The 16,814-nt window shown below is 66.5% G+C and carries 15 protein-coding genes; 2 read left to right on the forward strand and 13 right to left on the reverse strand.

Annotation, left to right across the window (positions count from 1 at the left end):
- Positions 1-43: 43 nt before the first annotated feature.
- From FD678_RS11265 to FD678_RS11315, 11 genes are all read right to left on the reverse strand, one after another.
- Complete coding sequence (locus FD678_RS11265) at positions 44-1,588, reverse strand: tryptophan halogenase family protein (protein WP_140723126.1); 1,545 nt, start codon at positions 1,586-1,588, stop codon at positions 44-46.
- Between the two features lie 35 nt (positions 1,589-1,623).
- The gene (locus FD678_RS11270) at positions 1,624-2,646 is read right to left on the reverse strand and encodes a cupin-like domain-containing protein (RefSeq protein ID WP_140724224.1); all 1,023 of its coding nucleotides are present in this window, start codon (positions 2,644-2,646) and stop codon (positions 1,624-1,626) included.
- 5 nt (positions 2,647-2,651) lie between these two features.
- Complete coding sequence (locus FD678_RS11275) at positions 2,652-3,395, reverse strand: SapC family protein (protein WP_140723129.1); 744 nt, start codon at positions 3,393-3,395, stop codon at positions 2,652-2,654.
- A 109-nt stretch (positions 3,396-3,504) separates the two neighbouring features.
- Positions 3,505-6,648: a TonB-dependent receptor gene (locus FD678_RS11280; protein WP_140723132.1), complete on the reverse strand. Its 3,144-nt coding sequence runs from the start codon at positions 6,646-6,648 to the stop codon at positions 3,505-3,507.
- Positions 6,649-7,347: 699 nt separating this feature from the next.
- Positions 7,348-9,342: a protein-L-isoaspartate(D-aspartate) O-methyltransferase gene (locus FD678_RS11285; protein ID WP_140723136.1), complete on the reverse strand. Its 1,995-nt coding sequence runs from the start codon at positions 9,340-9,342 to the stop codon at positions 7,348-7,350.
- A 598-nt stretch (positions 9,343-9,940) separates the two neighbouring features.
- The gene (locus FD678_RS11290; protein ID WP_140723139.1) at positions 9,941-10,150 is read right to left on the reverse strand and encodes a hypothetical protein; all 210 of its coding nucleotides are present in this window, start codon (positions 10,148-10,150) and stop codon (positions 9,941-9,943) included.
- 141 nt (positions 10,151-10,291) lie between these two features.
- On the reverse strand, positions 10,292-10,999 hold the full coding sequence (locus tag FD678_RS11295) for a DUF429 domain-containing protein (RefSeq protein ID WP_140723142.1): 708 nt from the start codon (positions 10,997-10,999) through the stop codon (positions 10,292-10,294).
- A gap of 83 nt (positions 11,000-11,082) precedes the next feature.
- On the reverse strand, positions 11,083-12,066 hold the full coding sequence (locus FD678_RS11300) for a glycoside hydrolase family 43 protein (RefSeq protein ID WP_218569657.1): 984 nt from the start codon (positions 12,064-12,066) through the stop codon (positions 11,083-11,085).
- 428 nt (positions 12,067-12,494) lie between these two features.
- Positions 12,495-12,791, reverse strand: a complete 297-nt coding sequence (locus FD678_RS11305; RefSeq protein ID WP_140723148.1) for a type II toxin-antitoxin system RelE/ParE family toxin — start codon at positions 12,789-12,791, stop codon at positions 12,495-12,497.
- A gap of 1 nt (position 12,792) precedes the next feature.
- The gene (locus tag FD678_RS20620; RefSeq protein WP_140723152.1) at positions 12,793-13,077 is read right to left on the reverse strand and encodes a ribbon-helix-helix protein, CopG family; all 285 of its coding nucleotides are present in this window, start codon (positions 13,075-13,077) and stop codon (positions 12,793-12,795) included.
- Between the two features lie 220 nt (positions 13,078-13,297).
- Positions 13,298-13,996, reverse strand: a complete 699-nt coding sequence (locus FD678_RS11315) for an XAC0095 family protein (RefSeq protein ID WP_140723156.1) — start codon at positions 13,994-13,996, stop codon at positions 13,298-13,300.
- Between the two features lie 377 nt (positions 13,997-14,373).
- Here FD678_RS11315 and FD678_RS11320 point away from each other — a divergent pair, with 377 nt between their 5' ends.
- Both FD678_RS11320 and FD678_RS20870 read left to right on the forward strand, forming a co-directional pair.
- Complete coding sequence (locus FD678_RS11320) at positions 14,374-14,727, forward strand: DNA/RNA helicase domain-containing protein (RefSeq protein WP_372237528.1); 354 nt, start codon at positions 14,374-14,376, stop codon at positions 14,725-14,727.
- Positions 14,642-14,869, forward strand: coding sequence for a DNA/RNA helicase domain-containing protein (locus FD678_RS20870; RefSeq protein WP_372237529.1), 228 nt, complete (start codon positions 14,642-14,644; stop codon positions 14,867-14,869). Before FD678_RS11320 ends, FD678_RS20870 begins: the two co-directional genes overlap by 86 nt.
- Here the strand turns inward: FD678_RS20870 and FD678_RS11325 are convergent.
- On the reverse strand, positions 14,850-15,473 hold the full coding sequence (locus FD678_RS11325; RefSeq protein ID WP_140723159.1) for a hypothetical protein: 624 nt from the start codon (positions 15,471-15,473) through the stop codon (positions 14,850-14,852). The genes FD678_RS20870 and FD678_RS11325 overlap by 20 nt on opposite strands.
- Before the next feature lie 2 nt (positions 15,474-15,475).
- The gene (locus tag FD678_RS11330; RefSeq protein WP_140723162.1) at positions 15,476-16,519 is read right to left on the reverse strand and encodes a GmrSD restriction endonuclease domain-containing protein; all 1,044 of its coding nucleotides are present in this window, start codon (positions 16,517-16,519) and stop codon (positions 15,476-15,478) included.
- Between the last annotated feature and the right edge of the window lie 295 nt (positions 16,520-16,814).

The following is a 16,814-nucleotide window of genomic DNA, read 5'->3' on the forward strand; positions in this document are numbered from 1 at the left end:
GCCGCCGCGGTGCCACGCACGCCGCGCGGCACCGCGGCGACCCTCATGCCATGCGGACGGGCTCGGCCTGCCGCGGCGCCGGCCGGTTTCCCCAGACCTCGGGTCCCGCCTTGCAATAGCGCTCGATGAAGGCCTGCTGCGACGGCAGCTGCGCCACCGCCTGTTCGAGCGGCTGGCGGATCGCCTCCAGCAACCGGCGCAGGTCCTGGTCCGACAGCCCCTGCGCCAGCGGGTGGTGCCGCTCCGGCACGATCCCCTGCCCCAGCAGCACGTGGGTCCACGAGTCCACCCGGAACAGCTCGCCCTGCACCTGCCAGGCGTGCGCGCGCTCGCGCCAGGCCTGCAGGCGCTGCGACAGCGAGTCCGGCAGCTCCATCTCGCGGCAGGCCTTCCACATCGGCTCGTCGCGCTCGGTGGCGTGGTAGTGCAGGATGATGAAATCGCGCACGTGCTCCATTTCCGCGCGGCTGAGCTCGTTGTAGCGCCGCACCATCGACGGCTGGATCCCGTCCGCCGGGAACAGCTCGATCAGGCGCACGATCGCCGACATCGTCAGGTGGATGCTGGTCGATTCCAGCGGCTCGATGAAACCGCTCGCCAGGCCCAGCGACACCACGTTGCGGTTCCACGCCATCAGCCGGCGACCGGTACGGAACGGCACCAGCCACGGCTCCTTGATCGGCGGCGCGCCCACGTCGCGCAGCAGCTTGGCGCGCGCCTCGTCCTCGCTCATGTGGCGGCTGGAGAACACCAGCCCGGACCCGACCCGGTGCTGCAGCGGGATGTTCCAGCGCCAGCCGGCCTCGTGCGCGATGGCGCGCGTGTACGGCACCGGCGGACCGAGCGACTCGGTCTGCACAGCGACCGCGCGGTCGCTGGGCAGCCATTGGTTCCAGTCCTCGTAGCCGGTCTTGAGCGCCTGCTCGATCAACAGGCCGCGGAAGCCCGTGCAATCGATGAACAGGTCGCCCTCCAGCACCTGCCCGCTCTCCAGCTCCAGCGCGGCGACGTCGCCGTCCGGATGCTGGCGCACGCTGCGGATCTTGCCCTCGATGCGCTTCAGGCCGTGCGACTCGGCGCGCTTGCGCAGGAAGCGCGCGTACAGCCCCGCGTCCAGGTGGTAGGCGTAGTTGACCGGCGGCTGCGCCGGCATGCCGAAGCGGTCCTCGCGCGAGGCCAGCGTCTCCAGGCAGTAGTCGCCCAGGTCCGAGCGCAGGCCGCGGCGCAGGCTGTCCAGCCAGAAGTGGTGGAAGCCGCACACCAGCGTGCCCTGCCCGGTGGTGCCGAACGGGTGGAAGAAACGCTCGCCCGGCCGGCGCCAGTTCTCGAACGAGATCGACAGCTTGAAGGTGCCCGCCACCTCGCGCAGGAACTCCTGCTCGTCGATGCCGATGAACTTGTGGAAATTGCGGATCGGCGGCACCGTCGACTCGCCGACGCCGACCGTGCCGATCTGTTCGGACTCGACCAGTACGATGTCCAGCAGGTCGCGGAACTGGTGCGACAGCGCGGCCCCGGCCAGCCAGCCGGCGGTGCCGCCGCCGGCGATGACGACCTTGCGGATGCGGTTCGGTTGCGGTGTTTCCAAGGCGATCTCCCCCCTCTTCGATGTCGTGGCCGCGGTCAGCGGTTGAGCCTGGCGATCAGCATCGCGCGCAATTGCCGCGACAGCGTCTCGTCGATGGGGCCGAGCACGTGGCGCGCGGCCTCCGGCAGGTGTTCGCCGGCGCGCTGCGCGTCGCCGAACACGTAGTAGTCGAACACCTCGCGCCAGGCGCGCTTCTCCTGCTCGGGCCGGTCGCGCAGCGCCCACAGCGCGTGGTACAGCGCGCCCATCGGCGGCGGCAGGTGCGCCGGCGCGCGCTGCCACCAGTAGTTGACCAGCACGTTGAACGCGTCCAGGCCCTGCACGTGGTGCCACCACAGCGGCGGGATGTAGATCGCGTCGCCCGGTTCCAGCACGGCGCTGCGCGCGTGCGCGAGCGCCTCGCCGAAGCGCGGGAAGCGCACCAGGTCCGGCCGGTCGAGGTCGACCACGCTCACCGCCTGCCCGCCCGGCGTCGGTTCCAGCGGCCCCGGGTACAGGTTGGCGATCTGCCCGGGCGGGAACAGGGTGAAGCGGCGCCGCCCGACCGCGACGCAGGCGATGTTGTAGAGCGCGTCGTAGTGCGCCGAGGCGGTGGTGCGGTTGCCGATCCAGATGCTCGGCGGCGCGTCCACGCCCTGCGAGGCGAAATCCAGGTCGTTCTCCGCGCGCAGGCCCGGCAGGCGCGTGTCCACCAGCAGCGAGGCGACGTAGTAGGTCGGCGGCCGCTCGTCGCCGGCGTGCGCGGCGATCGCGTCCAGCACCTCGCCCAGCGGACTGCGCCGCACCTCGACGTTGAGCGCGGTGAAATCCTCGTTGTAGAACGGCCGCCCGGCCACTTCCGGGCCGCCGTGGGAATACGTCACCGGCTGCCCGTTGTAGAAGCGCAGCAGGTAGTCCATCGCCGCGCGCGCCGACTGCCGGCCCTCACGCACCAGCGCCCAGTCGCGCGCCAGCCCGCGCAGCACCACCGGCTGCGCGCCGTCGAACAGCGCCTGCAGCGGCAGCGCGCCGGCGCGGACGTCGTCGCGTTCGGGCAGGCCGGCCGGGACGCCGTGCATGGCGCTCACGCCGCCGCGGCGCCGTCGCGCAGGCGGCGCTGCTTCTCCGCCATCAGCCGGCGCAGGTTGTGTTGCGAGGCCAGCAGCAGCCAGGCGCCTTCCAGCCAGCCGGCGCGATGCAGGCCGTGCAGGGACTCGGCGTCCAGCGCGGCGAGCCGCTCGCGGTCGATGCCGTACAGGCCGGCCAGGCTGGCGCGGTGCTGCGCGTCGAACTGCAGGCCGATGTCCATCGGCTGGATCAGTTCCAGCGCATCCAGCGCGGCGTACATCGCCTTGCCCATGGCCACCCCGTCGTTGATGCCGCGCAGCACCGTGGCCACGTGCTCCAGGTAGGGGCTGTTGCCGCCCTGCGGCAGGAACACCGCCTCGCCCTCGGTGGTGGACACGCGCGGATGCTCCATGTCCACGTGGATCACCGGTTCGAGGCGGCGCTCGCCCTCGACCTGCTGTTCCTGGAAGCCGATCAGGAACGGCCCGCGCGCGATGAAGCCCGGCAGGTAGCCCGCGTTCCAGCGGCCGTCCTGCAGGAACAGGTTCTCCTTCGCCTCGAAGCCGAGCAGCGCCACCGCCTGCCAATCGCCGTTGGCCTCCCGGCGCAGGAACAGCGGGTACTCGCGCTGCAGCTCGGCGAATTCGGTCGGGAACGCCGGCACCAGGCCGACCTCGTCGCCGAACTCGCTGCCGAAGCGTGCGGCGACCACGCGCAGGTCCTTGTGCGCGACGTTGTTCAACAGTTCGTGTCTTGCCATTACGGTTCCAGCCCCTCCGCGGTCTGGCGCATCTTATGCGCAAGACCAGCGGGCGGGAAAAGGGGGGCCGCTGCATGCAGCGGCCCCCGTGTCGCCGTCCCGACGCCGGTCAGAACCGGTAGCGCACGCCGAGCATGAAGCGCGGGCTCTGGTCGATCAGCTTGACCATCTGCTTGTCGTTGCGGGCGTGCCAGCGCACGTCCTCGCCGGTCAGGTTGATCGCCTCGAACCCGAACGACCAATGGTCGTCGAGCGCGTAGCTCACGTTCAGGTCCAGCTGGTCGTAGGCCTCCACGTAGTACGGGTTGCGGCTGGCGCCCTGGTTGGCCAGGATCAGGTACTCGTCGCGCCAGTTCCAGGCCAGGCGCGCCGACCAGCCGTACTTCTCGTACATCAGCACCACGTTGGCGGTGTCGCTCAGGCCGGTCAGGGCGAACTGGTCCACGTTCGGGTCGCCGGCGTTGTTGTAGCCCACGTCGCCATCGACGATGGTGTAGTTGGCGTAGATGCCGAAGCCGGTGTCGCCGAAGAAGTACTGCCCGCCCAGCTCCCAGCCGTGCAGCTTGGCCTTGTTCTGGTTGACCGGGCGGTTGACGTTGAACATGTACAGCGGGTCGTCGGCCTCGCCATGCAGGTCGTACTGGTTCTCCATCTGCAGGCTCTGCGCCGAGCTGCCGTTGTAGGCCGCCAGGCCGCCGGTGGCCTCGGCGTTGCGCAGCATCGCCAATGCGGCGAACAGCGAGGTGTCGTTGGCCGAGCACGCCGCCGGGTCGTTGCCGGCCGCGGTGACCTGGCTGATGCACTGCTGGCTCTGCAGGAACGCCAGCGCCTGCTGCGCATCCGGGCCGGAGGTCGGATCGCGCAGGCCGTACAGCGATTCCTGCGTCACCGTGTTGCCGATGAAGTTGTTGACCGTCTTGTTCCAGAAGGTCACCGACACGTAGCTGGCGTCGGCGAAGTACCACTCCAGCGCCAGGTCGAGGTTGTCGGACTCCAGCGGCTTCAGCGCCGGGTTCTGCGCGTTGCCGCTGGCGCGGCTGGACGGGTCGATCAGCACCGAGCCGAACGGCTGCTGCGCGCCGGGACCGGCGTACAGGTTGCCGTACGGCGCGCGCGCGATGCTCTTGCCGAACGAGGCGCGGCCCTTCAGCGTATCGGTCAGGTCGATGCTGAAGTCCAGATTGGGCAGCACGTAGCTGTAGCTGGACTTCTCCGTGAACGGCTGCTGCTCCTGCGAGAGCAGGACGCGGAAGTCGTTGTTGGACTGCCACTCGATCGCGCTGGGGATGGCGATCATCGAGGTCGAGGTGACGTCGGTCTTCTCGTAGCGCACGCCGATGCGGGTGTTGGTCGGGCGCCCGGCCAGCTCGCCCTGCAGGTCCACCTGCATGTAGGCGGCCCGGGTCTTTTCCTCCACGTAGTTGTCGGCCGCCCGCTGCGGGCTGACGGTGATGTCGTAGCCGTAGTTCTGCGCGGCCCAGCGGGTCAGCGCGCCGGCATCGCCGACCCAACCGCCGTTGGAGCTGCCCACGCTGTAGTCGTCGAACAGCCCGGCGACGTTGACCGGCCGGAGCAGGCCCATCAGGCCGTTGGCCACGTCCTGGTTGACGTTGGCCACGCTCCAGTCGCCCAGCGTGTACGCCGCCTCGGCCGCCTGGACGCGGTGCGTGCTGGCCTTGGAGCTGTCGATGCCGAACTGGAAGCGGCCGTCGTCGAAGGTGAACTCGCCGTCGATCCGGCCCTGCTTGATCTCGCTGATCTGCGACTGCGAGTTCACGCGCACCAGCTGCGTGCCGATCTCGCCGTCGGTGAAGCCCGGGTTGACCGCGCCATTGGTGTTGGCGAGCGCGTCGGCCGTGGTCGGGAACCAGGTCTGCGCCATCTGCGGCAAGCCGCCGTTGAACCACATCTCCTGCACCCACGAGCCGCCGCAGTGCGGGCCGGCGGTGCAGTTGTTGGTGCCGGCCACGCTCATGAAGATCGAGCCGCCGCCGGTCAGCGGGTCGTTGGGCAGGCTCTGGGTCTTGGAGTTGTGCGCGTCGAAGCTCAGGCGGAAGTTGTCGGTGGCCTGCCAGTCGGCGTTGAAGCCCAGCGAGCCCAGCTTGTACTTCTGCATGCTGCGCTGCTGTTCCAGGCCGAAGTCCTTGGTCCCGGCGACTTCGCGCAGGTAGGTCGGCGTGGCCACCGCGCTGCTGTCGAAGGTGACGTCGGTGTACTGCTGGTTCTGCAGCCACATGCTCTGCTCGCCACGATTCTCGGTGATCTCGTTGGTCGAGTAGGTGTAGTCCAGGGTCAGCGTCAGGCTGTCCATCGGCGCGAACTGCAGCACCGCCTGGCCGTTGATGCGCTCGCGCTCGAAGTCGGCGAAGGCGTAGCGCAGGTCGTTCGGGCGCGCGTAGAGCTGGCCGATCGCCGGGGCGTTGGTGACGTTCGGGTTGCCCGGCATCGTGCCGGTCCACGGCTGGATGTTCCAGTAGTTCTCGGTGGCCTGCACCGAGCCGCCCTTGCGCTTCTGGTAGCTCGCGCTCAGGCCCACGCCCCAGGTCTTGTCCGCGTTGGCGTAGCTGAAGATGCCGGACACTTCCGGGGTGACGTCGTTGTCGAACGGCTGCGACTCGTCGTAGCCCATCTTCGCGCCGGCGCTGGCGGTGACCTCCCCGCCGCGGTGGTTGAACGGCTTGTCGGTCTGGATGTTGATGGTGGCGCCGATGCCGCCGCTGGGCACGTCGGCGCGGCTGGTCTTGTAGACCTCGATGCCGCTGATCGCCTCCGCCGCGAGCTGGGCGAAGTTGAACGCGCGGGTGCCGCCGTCCACGCCGCCGATCGCCACCTGGCCGGCCGCGCCGAACGCGTCCGCGCCCGGGATCGTGCGCCCGTTGAGGGTGACCATGTTGAACTCGGGGCCGAAGCCGCGCGCGGTGACCTGCGCGCCCTCGCCGTCGCGGCGCTCGATCGAGATGCCGGTGATGCGCTGCAGCGATTCGGCCAGGTTGGTATCCGGGAACTTGCCGATGTCCTCCGCGCTGATCGCGTCCACCACGCCGGCCGCATCGCGCTTGATGCCCATCGACTGGTTGAGGCTGTTGCGCAGGCCGGTGACCTGCACCGTGTCGAGCGTGGTCGCCTCGCTGGACGTGGCCTGCGGCGCCGGTGCCGGCGCGGCCTCCTGCGCGAAGGCAGGATTGACGATCAGGACGCCGCCCACGAAGGTGAACATCGCCCTGGACTTGAACTTCTTCAACCTACGGCTCATCAGCCTGCCCTCTGCTCGGGAGTGGAATGCCGGACGGCATCGTGCGCGGCGCGGAACACGGCCACCGCCGCGGCCGTCCCTGGTACTCGGTACGGAAACCAACTTCCTCTCATGAGGCTCCCCTATGTCTTTCGATCGATGGATGTACGCCTTCCACCCGGAAGGCCCCCGCGGGCCATGGCCCGCGCCCAACCCTGGACACCGGCGCGCCTGGTACGGCGACGCCAGCGGCCCAAACTCCTGCAACGAATCGAATCGGCAAGCGGTCGCGCCCGGACCGACTCCTCCATCGGCGTCCATCGCGCACGCGCGGGACTGATAGCGCTACCACTCGCCGCGCAAACTAATGTCGTGCGCTGTCATTTGTCACCATGCAGTGCAACAAGAGGGCATGCTCGGGCACGCCCGGATGGTTTCCGGGGAAATCCAGCGTCGCATTTGCGCACCGTGTAATCGATTACGGTCCGTCCGGACACCGGTTACCCGATACGTGCGGGCGCCCTGTAAACGGATTCACCGGCATATTCGCGCCGCTTAACGCCTTCAGGCCGGCGCGCGGAAAGATTCCGGATTTCTTCGCGCCCGCGCGCACGACGGCCCGCTCTTCGCCCCGAATGCGCAAGATCCGCCGCTCGCGCGTCGCGCATCGGCACCCTACCGACCTATCGCGCGCATCGCGCCGCGCAGCCCGGGCACCGCTCACAATCCCGACGGCCAGGTCTCGGCCACCTCGTGCGCGGCACGCGGCTCGCGCCCGAGCGGCGTCACCGCACCGGTCCGGTCGAACCACGCATAGGCGTCGAACTGCCCGGGCAGGCTGGCCTCGGCATAGTGGCTCTGCAGCTCGGTCTCGGGCAGGTAGATCACGCCGATGAAGCGCTCCGGCCGCATCGGCATCAACGCCTCGCGCAGCGCCTCGTGGCGGCCCGGGCGCAGGTCGAGCAGGAAGCGCGCCACGCCGCAGTCGTGGCACAGCCGCTCCACGCTGCCCGGCCGCGACGGCCGCACCTGCTTGATCTCCAGTTCGCCGTCCCAGTCGCTCGCCGCCGCCACGCTGCCCTCGTGCGTGCCGAAGCCGATCGAGGCCGCCTCGTCGCCATAGGCCTGCCGGCACAGCTGGCCGATGTTGAGCTCGCCCTGGCGCCGGCCCATCCCGGTGTGCCGCGCATCGCCGACGTGCGAGTTGTGCGCCCACACTACCGCCTTGGCCGCCGGCCCCTTGGCGTCGAGCACCTGCCGCAGCGTGTCGAACATGTGCGTGTCGCGCAGGTTCCAGCTCTCGGCGCCGCCGTAGTACATGCTGCGGTAGTAGCGCTCGGCCGCCGCCACCAGGCGCGCGTTCTGCGCCGCATCGAGGTAACGCTCGCCGTCGGCCTGCGCGTACTCCAGCCGGCGCGCCAGCAGCTCGCGGCACTGGCGCACCACCTCGGCCTCGCACTTCGCGTAGCCGGCATCGAGCGCCGCGCGGCCGTACGTGGCCGGCGCGTGCTGCCACGGCGCCAGGCAGCCGTAGCGCTGCCGCGCGGTGGCCGCCGCCTGCGGGTCCACGCGGTCCAGGTAATCGAGCACCGCGCGCATCGACGCGCCCAGGCTGTACAGGTCCAGCCCGTAGAATCCCACCTGCCGCGCCGCATCGCGGCCGCGGTTGTGCTCGCGCATCCACGCCACCAGCGCGGCCACCTCGGCGTTGCGCCACATCCAGGTGGGGAAGCGTTCGAACGCCGGTGCCGCCTGCGCGTCCGCCGGCAGGTGGCGCACGTAGCGGTTGACCGTGGCCGCGTCCGGCCAGTCGGCCTCCACCGCGACCACGGTGAAGCCGTGCCGCTCCACCAGCCGCCGCGTGATCGCCGTGCGCGCCCGGTAGAACTCCGACGTGCCGTGGCTGCACTCGCCCAGCAACACCACGCGGCATCCCGCAAAGCGTTCGAAGGCATCGGCGAATGCCGGCGCCTCGATGTCCGGCAACGGCTCGGCCGCGCGCGCCACCTGCGCGGCGACGTCCATCGTTTCCGGCCCTGGCGCCGACGCGCCTTGCCCGTCCTCGCGCCAGCCCTGCGCGCCCACCAGCGGTACGAACATCACCCCGCCCAGGTCCTGCGCCTCGTAGCGGCCGGGCGCCACGCGCACGATGCGGCGCAAGCGCTGCGGTTCGCCCTCGCCCGCCGCCACCGGGATCACCAACCGCCCGCCGATGGCCAACTGCTCGCGCAAGGCCGGCGGCGGCTCCGGCGCGCCGGCCGCGACCACGATCGCATCGAACGGCGCCCGCGACGGCCAGCCCTCGCTGCCGTCGCCCACGTGCACATGCACGTTGTCCTGGCCTATCGCCCGCAACCGTTCCCCGGCCTGCGCCGCCAGCGCGGCATGCCGCTCCACCGTGTCCACGCGCGCCGCCAGCCGCCCCAGCACCGCCGCCGCATAGCCCGAGCCGGTGCCGACCTCCAGCACCCTGCCGCCCGGCGCGATCGCCGCCGCCTGCGCCATCAGCGCCACGATGTACGGCTGCGAGATCGTCTGCCCCTCGCCGATCGGCAACGGGCGGTCCTCGTAGGCGAGCGCCTTCATGCCCGGGTCCACGAAGCGCTCGCGCGGCACCGCGCCCATCGCTTCGAGCACGCGCGCATCGTCGATGTCGCGCGCCGCAAGATGCTCGCGGACCATGCGCGCGCGCGAATGGGCGTAGTCGCCCCTCATGTCGGTCCTCCCGCGGCCCAGCCCGGAGGCATCGCTCGCATGCGCGGACAACCGCGCATGGCGCCACGTGTAGCAGCGGCGCGGTAAACGGCCCGTGCATCGCAGCCAAGCCCGCCTCACCCACCGGTCACGTCGTGTTCCCCGACAGGCACCCCATCGCACCGGCGCTTCTTGTGGGAGGGACTTCAGTCCCGACAACCAGCGTCCCTTGCGAGCGCACCTCGACCCAACAACTGGCCGCCCTCTTGGGGAAGAGAGAGCTTTGACGGCCTCTTGCAGAAGACAGCTTCACCTTCGACTGCCCCTTGTGGGCAAGGGCTTCAGCCCGACAGCCGACATCCCTGAGAAAGTGCCCTCAACAGCTGGCCACTCTCTACTTGGAGAAAAAAGATCTCTGACGCTCCCTTGCGGAAGGCAGCTTCACTTTCGACAGGCACACCTTGTGGGAGGGGCTTCAGCCCCGACAGCCGGCCAGCAAAGCCCATCGGCGCCGAAATCTTTCCCACGCCAACCCACCTTCCGAAGCGAGCTTTCGCCCACCCAAGGCCAGCACAATCGATCCTCGGAAAGCCGGAACCACCGCCAAGGCGCCAACACCTCAAGCCCCCGCCAAACCGCCTCCGGCACGCCCCGGCAACGCATCGCCGGCATCCTTCGATCCGGTGTCCTCGAGATCGCCGACCTCGCGGTCCAACCCCGCCTTGGGATCCGGCCCCGGCACCGGCCGGCGCGGATCGGTGGACGAAGCATCGCCCGCCTTGCCGGCTTTCGGATCGCTGCCGCGCCCGCTGTGCTCCCGCTTGCCCATGTCATGGCTCCACTGCCTGGCCCGGGTCGAACCTACGGCGCCCACCGTGAAGAATACGCGGCACACGCGCCGCCCGCACGACCTCCATGTACGCCAGCAACACATTCCAAACACGGCGGCGGTTCCGCCAAGCCAGTGCGCTCAATACCAGATGGCCGCCGGCAACCCCACTGCATCCGGCACCACCGGCGTCGGCAACGTGCCGGCACATCCCCGCGAAATCCGCCCCGCGCTCCACAACGCCGCAAGCGCATCGAGCACGTCGTCCGTCGCCGCCTCCCGGCGCGGCACGGCCTGCACCAATGCCATCACCTGCTCCCGCCCGAACACGGCCGCCAGCAACGCGATCCGCTTTTCCATCCCAGCCGGCGTGCGCTTGGGCTCGACCAACCCACGGCCCGGCCCGCCGTTGAGCGCGGCAAAACACACCTCGGGATGGATCTCCCTCACCACCTGTCGCGCCTGCGCATCCGCCTGCAGCAGCTCGTCCCACTGCCGGATCTTGGGCAGGATCGCGAACGATTGCGCGCCAAAGCCGCGCCCATCGATCTCCTTGTGCCGGCGGGAAGCTTCCGCCCGCGACATCGCATCGAGGATGCCCCGCACCGGCGTGGAGAAGATGCTGCACGCGCGCCTGCCGCCCACGAACCGGCGCGCCTGGCTATCGGCTTGCCGGCCCTCGCGGTCGGACAGGCCGATCGGGATATCCACCGCGATCACCCGCGCGCCCCGGTGCCGGTCGAGCAACGCATGGGCGCTGTCGTACACATGCCAGGAGAAACCCTCCCCCTCGGGCCAGACCGCAATCCAACCGCTCTTGGCTCCATCCACGCCCACGCAGCCTTCCATTCGTCCCTCTCCTTCTGCGCCCCTGCGGCCGCGGCAATGACCCACCCTCGTTCGGCCAGGTCATACCCCACGGCCTGCACCGCCTACCGTGGCGGCGGAACCGATACGCCGGCCTCCGTCTGCACCACCGGCTTGAGGCTGCCGTCCGCGTTGTACTGCAAATACTCGACCGTGACCGCACGCCTGCCGATCGCGCCGTTCAGGTCGCCGATGGCGAGCGCGGCGTTGTGCAGGAACAGGTACCAGTTGCCCTTGAACTCGGCGATGCCGGGATGGATGGTGAAGCTGTACTTGCCCGAGCCGGTCAGTTCGCCACGGTAGGTCCACGGACCCTGGATCGAGGGCGCGGTGGCGTAGGACACCTTCTCGTCGCGGTGGGTGGCGCGGTCGAGCGAGGCGTAGGTCAGGTAGTACAGCGCCCCGCGCTTGTGCAGCCAGGGCCCCTCCTCGAAGTGCGGTGGCGTGATCTCCGTGATCGGCCCGTCGATCTCGATCATGTTGGGCTTGAGCTTGGCGATGTAGCACTGCCGGTTGCCCCAGGCGATCCAGGTCGTGCCGTCATCGTCGGTGAACACCGTCGGGTCGATATCCTCCCAGCTGTGCGTGCCCTTGGGCGTCATCTCGTTGGTGATGAGCGCCGATCCCTTCGCATCGACGAACGGCCCGGTCGGGCTGTCCGCGACCGCGACCGCGATGGCCTTGCCCGGATGGGTGTCGTCGTGCTCCACCGCGGCATAGAACCAGAACTTGCCGTTCTTCTCGATCGCCTGCGAAGCCCAGGCGTCGGCCTTCGCCCACTTGAAGTCGGCCACCTTCATGATCGGGCCATGGTCGGTCCAGGTCTTCATGTCGTCGGTGGAATAGACCAGCCATTCGCGCATGTTGAACATCTCGTCGCGCTGGGCCTCGTCGTGGCCGACATACAGGTACAGCCGGTCCCCCACCACGAGCGGCGCGGGATCGGCGGTGAACTTGTCGCGGAAGAGCGGGTTTCCCTTGGATATGAAGCTGGGCTTGGCGCCAGTTTGGGCAGGATTGGCGGCCGTCGCACCGCTCTGCGCGTTCACCGGTGCGGCAGCTGCCCATGCAAGTACCCCCATCAACGCGATGCAACCAAGCGTGGGGAGCGGACGGAATACAGGCGGTGATGCAGTTCTCATGCGGCACACCTCATGCGTTGTAATCGCGACGCACGATGGCAGGTTGGGACCGGCTGTTCAACATCGTCATTTAGAGCGGCTAACAAAACTCGTCATCCCCGCGTAGGCGGGGATCCAGTGCCTTGCCTTCGCCAGATTGAAGTCGCTGGGTCTTCGCCCCCCGGCCATCGGGCATAGCCCGACGGCGTTCAGCGCCACGCGAGCCAGTGGCTCGCAAGCAGTGGCGCTTCACCCCCGCCTGCGCGGGGACGACGGCCGGGTTCTGTTAGCGGCTCTTAAGAGGAAGGCTCGCTGCCTGTCCCCGCATCAGTTCCCGGCAGCCACAAGAATGCAGATCATCGATCCGTAAAACCGGCCTCGCGCTGCGAACGCACCGCCAGCACGAATACCGTATCGACCTGCGCCACATACCGGTACAGCGCGAGATAACCGTATGCACCGCGACCGATCACCAGCTCACGCTTGTCGCGGCTAGCCGGCCGCCCGATCAGCGGATTGGTTTCCAGCACACTGATCGCCTCGATGATTTCGCGTAACCGATCCGGTATATGCGCTGCTTCATGGCGTTGGAGATGATCAAGTATCCGCTCCAGGTCGTCCACGATCTCGGGCGCCAGTTCGATGCGCGACACGTTATTTGGCCAACTTCCTGGCCGCTGGACGTTTGGCCGGCTTCCCCGCCATGCGCTTTTCCAGATAGCCGCGCATGTCGTCCCACGCGATGGTCTTCCCGGATGCGACGATGCCGGCGTACCGCTGCTCTGCCACGGCATCGAAGTCGGCGCGACGCTCGGCCAGGTCGGCCTTCTCGGCAATCGCTTCCAGGATGAAATTGTGCGGCGTGGTACCGCCCCGCTTCGCCGCGGCGGCAACGCGTGCCTTGAGCTCGTCGGGCAGACGGATGGTAGTAGTGCTCATGGAATCCTCCGGGCGCGCTGGGCTCTGCGCGAATGTAGCACTTTTGTACCACATAGGACATGGCAGCGCCGGCAGGACAGCGTGAGATCGATTGGCCGCCGCAGGATCCGGCGCAGACGGCGCCGCACGCACGCCCGAGCGTTGCGATAGCCGGCATGAAGGCCGTGCAGGCGACGATACCCAAACGGCAGCGCGCCTGCACAAGCCTGGCTGGCCGACCTCAGTGCAGGGGTTCCCCGTACGACGATTCGGCACGGGGCACAGCATAGACCGCCCGCCCCTCGCTCACGCCGAAGCGCGGGCGATCGCCGTACCAAAGCCGCTGGTCATTCACGTCCTCCAGTATCTCGCGCACCTCGGCCGCCGCCTCGAAGATCGTATCCCCCACCGCGGACAAGGTGTTCTCGGCGAAATCGGCCATGCTGCTGGCCACCGCCACGTCGGCATGGGCCGAGATCGTCGAGAGCAGGAGATTGAGCCTGTCGATCTGCTCCAGCTTGAGCCCATAGGTGAAGTCGCGCAGGTCCACTTCCGGCACGCCGGGCGCATTTGGCGCCTCGGGCGCTTCCTGCACCTCCGACGCTTCCGACACCCCGCCGCCGCCTTCCTCTCCTGCATCGTCTTCCTGGGCCGCGGCATCGCGCTCCGCGGCGTCATCGTCCTCTGCCCGCAGTGCCGGCCAGGACACCTCATCCAGTACCAGGTCCACCTGGTCGGCCAGCAGTTCCAGGCAGAACGCCAGCTGGCCCATGCGCACCTCCGGCGCCCACTCCTTCTCCTCGTCCGCGATGCGCGGCTGCGCCAACCGCGACAGGAACTTGATGTGCTCGCTCAGGCTCACCAACCGGTGCCGGCTCTCCTCGGGCAGGAAATAGCCCGGCATGCCCATCTCGAAATCGTCCAACGCGTGCCTCGACATCGTCGCCTCCTCATTCCCTAGAGTGGCCCGCCCGTCGCAAAGGGACGGACGGGAAGTCGGGAGGCTCGAAACCGCTTACAGCCGGCGGGCTTATTCCCCTTTCGGGTGTTGTATTCACCGCCCTCCCGACGCAGGCATCACGTCGGTTGCGCCTGCAAAAAAACATGCAGGCACAAAAAACCCACCGATTTGTCGGAGGTGGGTACCGCTGTAAGCGGAGTTTCGAGGCTCCGTGAGGCCGAGAATGCTACCGAAGCCAGGTCGAGTCAACTGGGGATTACCATAGCCACAAACCGCGAGAAGAACCGCGCCAGCAACAAAGCCCCCATGGTCGCCGGCTACTGCTGGGACTGGAAGAGCAAGAACACCCCGAAGGCTTGGGACATCGAGATCCCCGAGCACGACTACCGCGCCCATGGAACCTGGGCAGCGACGGCAGCCTGTGGGCCATCGCCGACAACTCCGGCGAGCAGGTCGGCTGCATCCACACCTGCCAGGGCCTGGAGATGGACTATGTGGGCGTGATCATCGGCCCCGACCTGGCCTGGCGCGACGGGCGGCTGGTTACTGATCCAGCCAAGCGATCAAGGCAGGATCGTTCGATTCGGGGGTACAAGTCGCAGTCCAAGAGCAATCCTGAGATCCATGACCGGGTGGGATCGAATCGTTCGGAATACATACAAGACACTGATGAGCCGGGGGATGAAGGGGTGCTACGTGTATGTCACTAATCAAGAGTTGAAGACGGCGATACTTGGGAGACTGCTTTCGACCCAAAGCAGTCGTCTTCAATGGCAGACTCTGATAAAGCGAGAGTTTAACGAGAGCCAGCAAGAAATGAAGCAGCACTCAGCTATGCTGGCGCGGCGGTGATACTTCGGGCGATATCGATGAACCTTTCACGAAAGTAAGTGAAGACTTGCTTCGATTTTGCAGGCCCCACTGTTGGCATGCTCCGCAGAAGCTCTCCTGGAGTTGGAATGGTTAGCGGCATTGTAGGATAGAAGACCCCAACCACCTTTGCATACTTGACAGCGCTTTCGTCGGAATTATGGGCAATATGGTTTCGTAAGTCTTTAGCCGTGCTTAATGTGGAACTACCGCCCGCCACGGCAACGTATAGGCCGACATTCTTATCCTGAAGAAACGTTTCGAACCTGCGGGTTATCGCACCGGACGTTGTCCAATCCAGTACGGTTTGGGAGCCCATCAGCATTTCCCTTGCGTGCTTACGATCGATCGGGTTGGCGTGGCGCGGCACCACCACGCCACTCAAGTCCGCCATGCCCTGCATGCTATAGATGAAGCAATCTTCGAGTAGGTTTTCTAAAGCACGGAATGCGGCAATGAACATTGATTCAAAAAGTAGATCCCGTTCCGCTGGATCTTGGCCGTCTTCCGCATTGATCTTTTCCTGAAGTCTGCGGATGGTATCGAGACGCTGAATGAAACCGGTATATGCGGTCGCGTAATCCATTGTTAGAGCTGAGCGCAAATATAGGCGACGCGGGCCTTGCGACTCGACGCATCCGTGGTTGCACGACGAGACGTCTCAATGAATTTCATGAAACCCTGGCTGGGCTGAGCCCCATCAATCGTCACTGCATCGTACTGCGCCGTGATCTCGTCTAGTTTGACTCTCGCCGGGCCAAGGTTGTCGTTAGGCAAAGCCTTGCGCGGGATATCGTTTGCTCCAGGCAATCCGTACAGGCAATGCGCAACAGCACAAAAAAGGGAGTTGAAGAAGTGCACACGCGCCCAATTTGTAATTTTCAATTGCTCGGGTGGGTACAGTGCTCCAACATACGCCATCGTCATAAGAAATTTCTCTTTGGCGGCGCGAACCTCGGCTTCCTTGTCATCATACTTCTTGAAATAAGTAGCGATCTGCTTCTTTGATTGAATCCCATCCATGAGCATTCCAAGAAGATCGGATGCCAGTTCTGCCTCTGCCATTCGAGTCACCTGCTTCTCGGTCATCACGCCGCCATCGATCCAGTAGCGGACATGCCTTAGTCCAAGACTGTGCGCAGCCTGCTTAAAAAAACCGAGATATTGCGCATTTAAAAGCTCCTGAGGATTAAGCTTCACAGAGTAGGTATTCAGCCTTGCGAATACATCCAATGTATCCTCGTAGCTCAGATCAAAAAGCATGTCAACGCCGATTTCGTATTTAAGGAATTCAGCCTGTGCTTCTGGATCGAGATTCTCATACCGAACTCCTGCAAGCTCAGGGTTGTGAGCCCGCGATACTGCGAAGTCACCAGCATAGTATCCGAGTATTGCGCGAAGGCGTTGCTGCCCATCGATGACCGTGCGGATATTCTTGCCATCACGCAACGACTGCGTTATCAATATCTTCGGAATTGGTTTTCCGCGCAGGACGGTATCGACAAGGTAAGATTTAGCGCGCTCTGTCCACACCGACTTGCGCTGGAACCTTGGGGAGAGCTCGAGCTGTTCTTTGCTGTTCCACTCAATGAAGTCCGAGATATTATACGCCCGCGTGTCGAAGTTTTTCATTGGCATCCAGGCATTGATGGTTGAGCTGGGTTGGTGCAGAGCGAAGATACTTGCCGACCCTTGCATCCAGGCGGCTTATTCTGCCAGAGTTGGCAACTCCTCGAGCTGGCCAGTTCTGCTAAATTTCCACAAGCCTACCGTGTGGTCACCCGGTAGCGACAGATCCGCAAGATCATTTCGATGTGTCTGGCCTGCTGGCCACTGGCGCTTGCAAGCCCAAATCATCCCATGCGGCATGGGGGTAGGTGAAACAGTTGTCGAACGCCCGCTTCTGGCCGAAAGCAGACGTATGGGA

The organism is Pseudomonas sp. Hp2, from assembly GCF_006386585.1.
GTDB classification, from domain to species: domain Bacteria; phylum Pseudomonadota; class Gammaproteobacteria; order Xanthomonadales; family Xanthomonadaceae; genus Pseudomonas_S; species Pseudomonas_S boreopolis.